The sequence below is a fragment of the Paraburkholderia sediminicola genome (assembly GCF_046030555.1).
Taxonomy (GTDB): Bacteria; Pseudomonadota; Gammaproteobacteria; order Burkholderiales; family Burkholderiaceae; genus Paraburkholderia; species Paraburkholderia sediminicola_E.
In genome coordinates this window covers 44,680-53,243 of record NZ_JAQQCH010000014.1, presented here as the reverse complement: position 1 = coordinate 53,243, position 8,564 = coordinate 44,680, and the positions used below count along the sequence as shown (strand labels likewise).

At 61.9% G+C, this 8,564-nt stretch carries 3 protein-coding genes; all 3 read right to left on the bottom strand.

The genetic code is table 11. The features are described 5' to 3' along the window. Nucleotides 1–6 precede the first annotated feature (6 nt). The 3 genes from pglX to PQQ52_RS20375 are packed head-to-tail and all read right to left on the bottom strand — an operon-like array spanning nucleotide 7 to nucleotide 8,263. A complete protein-coding gene (pglX, locus tag PQQ52_RS20385) occupies nucleotides 7–3,771 on the bottom strand; it encodes a BREX-2 system adenine-specific DNA-methyltransferase PglX (protein ID WP_408215033.1) in 3,765 nt (1,254 codons plus the stop codon). Continuing rightward, entirely contained in the window at nucleotides 3,768–8,045 is a 4,278-nt protein-coding gene (gene pglW / locus PQQ52_RS20380) for a BREX system serine/threonine kinase PglW (RefSeq protein ID WP_408215031.1), read from the bottom strand. Before pglW ends, pglX begins: the two co-directional genes overlap by 4 nt. Then, the gene (locus PQQ52_RS20375; RefSeq protein ID WP_408215028.1) at nucleotides 8,042–8,263 is read right to left on the bottom strand and encodes a helix-turn-helix domain-containing protein; all 222 of its coding nucleotides are present in this window, start codon (nucleotides 8,261–8,263) and stop codon (nucleotides 8,042–8,044) included. Before PQQ52_RS20375 ends, pglW begins: the two co-directional genes overlap by 4 nt. Between the last annotated feature and the right edge of the window lie 301 nt (nucleotides 8,264–8,564).

The following is an 8,564-nucleotide window of genomic DNA, read 5'->3' as shown; positions in this document are numbered from 1 at the left end:
GGGCGATCAGCTGGCTTTGCGACGGCCGCGCTTTGCCGCCATCACCGCGGGCTTCCATGCACGCAGGTCATCAAGCGTGAAGCCGAGCTCACGCGCTTCCTGACTGACGAAGCCCCGGTAGTAGTCGCCCATGCGCTCGCCGAACACCGGGTCCAGGTCGTTGTGCCACTGCTCCAGCCAGGGCACCAGTTCCAGCAGGCTGGTCAGCAAGGGCTGGAGGCGCGCCGGCTCCCAGCCTTCGTTGTCCTTCATGTCCATGTAATAGCCGGCCAGCGCTGTGGCCTGCTGCAGATGGTTCCAGCCCGCCCAGGCGATAACCAGGCTGCCGTCCGAGCCGCGTTCGCAGCCGGGGTAGCTGATCCAGCGCTCCTTGGGTACGTCCAGGCCGCCGCGCAGACGCCAGAAGTCGGACTTCAGGAAGTCCTTGCTCTGATACTTGGGTGGCACGGGGATGGGACCTACCTCGTTGGCCTTGCGCTCGTCTTGGTGGCGCTTGATCTCGTCGGCCAGCTTCTTCTCGATCCAGGCGCGCGCTTCTTCGGTGTTGTCGTTTCCGAAGCTGATTCGGGCAGAGTTGGCGAACTCGGCACGCCAAGTGTCGGCGCTGTCGGCCACGACTTGGGCGTCGATGGCGTCTTCGCGGCGCTGCAGGTCCCAGGTATCTTGCCACTGGGCGCGTTTGCGCAGGCCGGTGTCGGTGTAGCGCTGAACCGGCAGGGCTGGCACGGCTTCCTCAGCCACCAGTTCAGCTATCAACTGAGGCAGGTCGAAGTCGGCATGGCCCGCGTACAACGAGGCGATCCGCATGAACTCCTCGTCACGCAACACAGCGTCGGCCAGGCGGCTGGTGCTGCTAAGTTGGGGCGGTTGATCGGCAATGGCAGGCCACAGTGCTGGTGCTTCGAGCCGAGCGAGCAGCCAGTCGCGCAGCGCGGCTTGTTCTTGGTCTTCCCAACGAGGGGTATTCCAACGACGCTTGAACTCTGGCCGCTCGATCAGGCCGATGGATTTGTCGTGCTCGATCAGCTCGATGCGACGGGCCACCACGCGGCGATAGCTCTCGGGCCAATGAGTCGGAATTTCGGTGATTGGCGTGGAACCGTGCCGCTCGAACCACGAAGTCTGTTCACGACCTTCGGCCACGCGGCGGGCCAGCACGATTTCGAAGGCACGCTCTCCCAGCGCTACTTCCACTGGGTCGGATAACTCCACATCGTCCACCGCAACGTCGGTCGGCAGCAGGCCGTAAAGACGATAACAGCGCCAGTCCAACTCTTCCTGTAGTGCGATCATTTGGCGACGCTGTTGGGAGGCTCGATTACGAGCTTGATCAAGGGAAGCCCGAGTGGGCTGCAAGGTGTTCGTTAGAAAATTGCCGGGTCGAATGGAGATCAGGCTCGTGCCGAGCGCGTCTAAACGGGAGGCAATGTCGACTGGAGGGTCAACAGGAACAGGGAAGTTCTTTAGTCCGGTACCTGTGAACTCATAGAAGTCTTCGAACGCATCGGTACGTTGTCTGGCTCCATGCTGGTCTACCGTACTTCCCTTGTTGTGAAATACTTGCTTCAGCCAAAAACACGCGGCCGATGAATTTAGTAGTCCAAGTAAGCCAAGGTATTGAGCCTCGTTGCTGTTATCACGCAGCTTAATTACCGGCGCTGACTGCTTGAACACCTTGCCGCCACGAACGAGGACAAAGTGGTTGTGCGTAGCGACAAAGGCAAAGGTAATTGCCAGTGGATCACGATACTTAGACGGCACCCAGCGATACCACGTCCACCACTTATCTCCACACTCCTTCCGTGTCTTACCCGCGAAGGAGACAACGCCCTCCAAGCTAGCCCTATAGGGCCACATGGCTCTACCCCATTGACTTTCTCGCTCAAGTAAAAAGGGGGACAAATCTTCGTGATAAGGGGCAAAGGCGAAGTCGTCAGATCCGGTCTGGTAGTCACGTACTGCGTCGCCCAAAACCAACGAACGAATGGATTTTTCCGGAATCCCCTTGCGCCTGAAGGCCGATGCCGATGCGCTGAACACATCGTCGGTGCCAGTGAAACTCGCGAATCCGATTGATTCTGCAATCTCACTCATCGTTGATCGTGTGTCCTCAAGTTGTTCCTTTACTTCTGCGGCGCCGCCTCCGCCAATACTCCACGGATGCCTTCCAAATGTTGCCCGCGGTGTGTCCGCCACGCTTACAAAATCACTCTCGCTGCCAGCCCGGTCGATCTGCCCAAGGATTGCGCTCCAGACCAGTCCCTGCGCCGGATCATTCGGTGTGCCAGGTTCACCCTTGGTGCCCATCACTGTGCGCACGCTCTCATCCACCGGCGAACGGTGTCGGCCGAACAGGATGACGGTGGGCGTGCCATGTCCCGGGATGTAGGCGCCTGAAGTGTCTACCACGTGAGTCAAATCCAGCCTTGGCAGCACCTGCTTGATCAGCTTGCTGCCGAACTCGCGCTTCATGAAGGAGTTGGCGGTGATCAGGCCGACATAGCCCGCATTGCACCCATCCGCCGCCGATACCGCCAGCTCGAAAAAGCGCTCGGTGAACGGCGCCCCAAGCGAATACTTCATGTGGCAACTGGCGTACTGACGCCGGTAGGCGGCATTAAGCGCGGCGTCCTTGACGACGATGTAAGGCGGATTGCCCACCACCGCGTGATACTGGCGACCCAGGATGCGCTGCACTTCGCTCAGGTCTTCACTGGCGTACGCATGGGCCAGGCCGCTCTCGGCATGGCTCTCGGCCGCATCGAACAGGTCCTGGGTCATTGTCAGGCCAAAGCGGGTGCCATGCAGCAGGCTGTCGCCGATGGCAACCGAAACCTTGAAGTCGTGCGCATTGGCCAGACGTTGCACCCCTGACGCCTGCAATGCAGCCACAAACAGCCGGAAACGGGAGATGGCGACCGCAAAGGGGTTGAGGTCCACGCCCGCCACGGCATCCAACGCCTTCTGCGCCAGGTCCACCGGGTTCCGGCCGGGCTCGTTCCGCTGCCACTCGGCCAGCAGGCGATGAAAGCCACCCAGCAAGAAGTGACCCGATCCGCAGGTGGGGTCGATCATGCGCACTTCGCGAAAACCAAACTCGCGGATAGCCGGCGTCAGCGTACGATCGAGGATGAACTCTTCGACGAACTCGGGCGTCTGCAGCAGCGCGTAGCGCTTGCGCGTGGCCTCGGACAGGTCCTGATAAAGGTCACCCAGAAAGCGGGTGTTCCAGGCCGGGTCCGTAAAGTCGTGTAGCAACGTGCCGGAGTTGGGGTCCACATGCTGCCAGAACTGACGCAGCGCCATGGCCGCATCACCCGTAATGCCCAGCCGGAAGGCCGGGTTGTGGACCTCATCAAAGAAGGTGTGCAGGCCTGGCAGCGTGCCGGCTTCGCGGAAGGCGGACAACAGATAGTCGCGGTCGTTTTCCAGCGGGTGTGCCTGGAAGTAGGCCTCGTGCCGGTCGCGCACCAACGCCAGGCGGCCGGATTCAGGCGTGCCGCCCAGCCAGGGGCGGTCGACCAATTGGTTGTCCTCGATGAAGCGGAGGAACACACAGTTGAGCAGCCAGTGCACGCCAGCCTGGGTGATGACCTGGTCAGCCCAGGTCTCGAAGGTCTCGGCCGAGCGGTCTGCATCGCGAGCGGCCTGCCATTCGGCTTGCAGGCTGATCTTGAGCTCAGGGGCCTCTTCGATGCGTTGCCGCAGATCGCCTTCCAGCCGTTTGAGCAGTTTGGTCAGGTCGGACAGGAGTTGGGGGGCGTTGATCACTGTGGAAGCTTTCCGGCTGCGGACGGACTGGCATGGCTGCCCGTCTTGGCCCGGTGTTTGTTTTCAACCCAGGCCTGCGGCAATGCCAGGGCGCGGGTATTGTTGATGTTGTTGACTAGGGGCACGGCCACGCCGTCGATGACAGGCAGTCCCTGGTGGCTGGAGGGCAGAAGCACCCATGCGCTGGACGTGTGACCTGGTCGGCCGGCGTACTCTTCGAGCTCGGTGACGAGGCTCATCAACTCATAGCGGGCCAGGAGCCCGACGCACACCAGCAGGATGGGCGATGGGCTGTTCAGCAAGGCGGCTCGCACCGCCGGCAATGCGCGCTGCACCAGGCGTTGCAGGTTGATCCAGTGCCGGCTGCTGCGGTCAGCGGCATCGGCTTCAAGAACGACGCTCCAGTCCACTCGTGCGGCCTGGGCCTGTTCACGCAGGGACACGAGCAGCAGCGCGTCGAAGTTGACGCGCTTCACGGCCACGGCAGATGTGGCGGGGTTGCCGAAGCGGTGCAGCAGCTCGGCCTCCGCGTGGCGTGCGAGGCGAGGATGCACCGTCAGCGCTAGCATGCCGCCTTGGTCCAGTGAACGCACGAGGCGCTCCTCAACGGCGGCGGCCTGGGCCACATCGCCATCTCCCATTACATGGTTGGTCAGTGAGGTGGCGTGGCGAGAAAACTGGGTAGCGGTGCCTGCCGTCTGCCCGCGCCCCAAGGTGGCCAGTCTGTATGCGCCACGGCCATCTGCCGCAGCGACATCCCAGGCCAAGGGCGCGCCTGCCTCTTCCAGCAGGCGATCCAGACCGGGGCGATGAGGCAGTGCCGATGCCTCGGGGTATCGGCCACGGACGCGATCCTGGATGTCCTTTACGCGAAGCTCAGGGGCCCCCACCAAGGCACCCAAAGACTGGCGCAGTGCCTGGATAGGCGCCATGCCCCGAGCGTACATTTCTTGCCGGCTGGAGACAGCGGCCTTGCGGGATGCCGAGGCGGCCAGTCGCAGCAGGCGAGTGGGTGTCAGCGGCGTGGGCACGGTGCCGCCAAGCTGTTCGGCCGCTGGTGGGGCCACGCCTTCCAACATCTCAAGCACACGTGCAGGCGGCAACAACGGGTCAGCCAATGCGCAGGCATCTGCAGCGCTGCCCAGCTGGCGCGCGTAGTCGGCCCAGGCTGCGGCGCTGGCGATCAGCATGGACGGTTGATGGTCGAATGCCTCGAAGCGTGGACGATCGAGGTGAGCCTCGGCCTCCACCGCGCCACGCAGGACGGCGGTGGCCTGCCGCAGCCGTTCAGTGTCATCCTGTGAAGCGCAGCCACGCAGGGCCAGCAGAGCAAGCGCGGCTTCTTGCGCACTCATCACACTGCCTTGGGCGCGGAGGAGCGAATCGATTTGGTGACGCAGCTCCGTAAAGGCCGGGTTCTTGAGCCACCGTTCACGGGCCTTGATCAAGGTCGCCGTCAGCGTGCCACGATCCACTTCGCCGGCCTGCGCGGCGTGACCAAGGCTGGGCCAAGCACCGGCTCTCACCGCGTCGTCCAAGCCAAGGTAGTGCGCCAAGGCGGCTTCTTCGGGCCTATCATCGCCTGCGGGGCGACGAGGCAGCAGTTGGGTCGCCAGCTCGTTGATGCTGACCGCACCTTCGACCTGTTCGTCAGCGTCGTGCGCGACGGTTCTGCCTTGGGTGAGGTCTGGCCGCAGTCGAGCCAGTTCTTTGGCCGTCAGCTGGATTTCCTTGCGGATTTTGTCCCCAACGCCCCTGAGGTATCGAAAGCGGATGCGGTCCACCGCCAACAACTCGCGGGCGTTGTGCACGCCCATACGCTCAAGCACGTCCTGGGCTTCCAGGCTGTAGCCCAACTCTGCCATTGTGGTCTGTGGGGTGGCTGTCAGGGCAATGGCCGCCAGGCCGCTGGCGGGCGCGGCCTCGATCGGGTGGATCGTCTGTCGCGCCGCGAAAATGGCGCGCCATGCACGGAGCACTTCCTCTGCGTTGTCGAAACGCTCGCGGAAGTCGCGCCTAAGCGCCTTCTCGAAGAAGCGGGCGAAGCCTTCGCGCGTGACAGGGTCGAAGACGTCTCTTTCGATCGTGGCTTCAACATCGAGCATGGCCGGAAACGTTTGGCCATCGCCCCACACCGGTGGCTGACCCACGGCCATCTCGTAGAGCGTGACGGCAAGGGCGAAGCGCTCGGCGTAGAGGTCCCAACGCGGCGGCCGGCGCAGCGAGAGGAAGGGATCGAGGTAAGGGTGGGTCCCGGCCGTGATGTTGTCGGCCGGCGTGCGGCACAGCGAGAAGTCGAACAGAACCAACTGCAACTTTCCGCTGCGGTTCTCGGAAATGCCGATATTCTCCGGCTTGATGTCGCGATGCGCTACGCCTTCGGATTCAAGATGGCTGACGGCCTCGATCAGCTCTTCGCCGAAGCGTTGCAGCATGTCTAGTGATAAGCGTCCCTCCTCCTTGAGCTTCTCCGCCAAGGTCTTGGCACCAGCGCTCTTTAGCAACAATGCCGTTCGACCGGCGACCGTGAGCGTCTCGCGGTGGGCCACGATATTCTGGTGGTGCAGGCGGGCGAGCACCTCGCCCTCTGCAACCAGTCGATCGTTGTGGGCGACATCGCAGGCCACCTTAAGGACGGCCTCATCATCGCTGCCATCGCGGCGCACCAACAAGGCATCACTGGACGAGCCACGCCCCATGCGTTTGACAACGGTGAAACCACCGTCGAGCCGATCACCCGCGCTAGCGATGCTGGGATCGACGGTGACTTCGGGATCCGGTGTGGTCAGCTCGTCTTCGACGAGGTCGAGGTCGTCAAGGAAGCTTTGAATCGTGTCGTAACGCGTCAGCAGATCCGGTGAGGTGGCGAACTGGATCAGGTCTTGCTGGCGCGCGCCGCAGCCGTCCATCGTGTCGGAGAGCCTCAAGCCCTGACCAATACGAAGTTTCTCGGACAGATCCAGCGTCGACTCCGCCGGAGGTTGCCCGGTGAAGATGTAGAAGGCGATACAGCCGAGCGAGAAAACGTCGAGGCTGGCGCCTTGTGCAGGGTCGGCCCGCATGGTTTCGGGGGCAAGGTAAATCAACCCAGGGTCTTCGACGTAGTCCTCAACGTGGCGTGTCCCAGTCGTGCGGTGAATAGTGTCGGGCATGGCAGAACCCCCGACGTTGCGCGAGGCGGTCTGCCAATTCATGAGACGCAGGTGCATGGCACCGCTGTCCGCGCCGTAAACGAGAATGCTTTGCGGACCCAACGCACGGTGGTAGAGGCGGTTGGCGTGGGCATACTTCAACGTCTCGGCTACGTCACGAACTAACTGCAGCCGCTGTGTCACCGTGAGCGTTTTGCCTTTTTCTCGAAGCAGGTGGTCTAGCCGGACTGCTTTGGGATCGTGGTCGAAAATCAACGCCGGGCCAAGTTCAGTTTCCTTGTAGTCCTTGACGCGCAAAATGCCTGGGTGATCGATGCCCTCGAGGACCTCAAACTCACGGCGAGCCTGGCGCAGTCGGGCCCCACGAATTTCCGGGCTGGAAGCCGTGGCCACAGTGTAGATGCGCACACGTCGGTGCACTGTGTCGATACTGACGTGGTTGGCTTCCCAGTCCTGAAAGCCTTCACCTTCGGCGATGAGTTTGATCAGCCTGTAGTCGCCGACCTGGCGATGCTTATTGGACGGGCGAATGCCCGCCTCAAACAGGCCTTTGGCAACGGCGCGGGCCTTCGTGGCGTCGACCGGCGTGGTCGCCCTCGTGGTGATTCCATTGCTCAGTGCGCCGACAATGCCGGGATCGTCCACGGCTCCCGGTCGGCCACGCTGGAACGTGGCGCTCTTGGCCAAGCCCTCAAGCTGACACGCTAGGCTGCTGGACGACAGGAAGATAGCCGGCTCTACAAAGGGCAATCGGATCTTGGCCTTAATGATCGCCGGCTGGCGGCGCAGCAAGCTGGCCAAGCGCTTCGCCTTGCGATTGGCCAGGATCAGCGGGTTGTCGTAAGTGGACGATCGGCCGTCAGTGGTCCACGTCCAGCTATGGGTGTCACCACGGAGCACCCCCGGCCGGCTTTTGATCTCGACCAAAAAGAGACCGGCGGGCGACAGCACCAGTGCATCGACTTCGCTTACCTTCCCCTCGTCGTCGATGAACTCGAAGTTGGTCCAGACGTGCCACGAATCGCGGTCAGGCAGGTTGGCACGCAACCATTCGAGGGCTTCGCGCTCCCAAGAGAAGTTGGATTCGGCAATGACGTGCCATCGGGATGCACTAAGCGTCACGAAGAACTCCTGTCGGAGTCAGGGACGTATTCAAAGAGTTCCCCGATCTGACATTGAAACAGTCGGCACAAGGCATCGATGGAGGCCAAGTCCAGGCGCGTCGCAGTTTCCTTGTACAAGTAGCTGACGGTGCTGCGATTCAACCCTGTGAGTCGTGAAACGTCGGAGATGCGAAGTTTGTCGCGGCCCATAAGGGTCGACAGATGACAGCGGACCATAATTCGACTGGCTCTCCGAGGCGGGGGGTGATGCGCAGAATAGCAAAATGTCCATCTACGCACAACCCGTAGCGCATGAGAGCGGGCTTGGAGTATGCGACTTTTACCTCGTCTTCGTTGAAATCCTCGCCATTCGGCATCGTTGTCTCATATGAAATTCTTGAGCCGGTCGCGGTGACCGGGCTAAGTGCTTGAATTCTTTGGTGAGGCGTGACTGGCTCGAACACTCGACCTACGGATAAAGAGTGCGCTTAAAAACATAGTTAATTCAATTGCCTAGCATCGTTTTTGCTCCTCACCG

Excerpts from the sequence above, each read along its gene's own strand:
- PQQ52_RS20375 (WP_408215028.1), bottom strand. The coding sequence starts at position 8,263 with ATGGTCCGCTGTCATCTGTCGACCCTTATGGGCCGCGACAAACTTCGC.